We start from the raw sequence: 236 nt of genomic DNA on the forward strand, positions 1-236 counted from the left end.
CTCAAGCAAGAGAAATCCAAGACACGAACAAAAAAATTAATCGAGATTCGGGAAGCATATGATATCAGTAAAACCGGTGCAGAGCGCATCGTCAATCATATGGGAAAACACTTCCTTAGCAAAAAACCCAAAAACGAAAAGCACAAACAAAAGGTGCATTTAGACTCCCATGTCGTGCAAAAAATTGCACTCAATGTCTGGGAATCGATCGAAGACTATCTTTTCAATCCAAAAAC

General features: G+C 39.0%; 1 protein-coding gene. It reads left to right on the top strand.

Annotated features, from left to right (window positions below):
• On the top strand, positions 1–236 hold a 236-nt coding region (locus FS666_RS20135; protein ID WP_222119493.1), incomplete at both ends, for a hypothetical protein.

Source organism: Siminovitchia fortis, from assembly GCF_007681465.1.
Taxonomy (GTDB): Bacteria; Bacillota; Bacilli; order Bacillales; family Bacillaceae_C; genus Siminovitchia; species Siminovitchia fortis.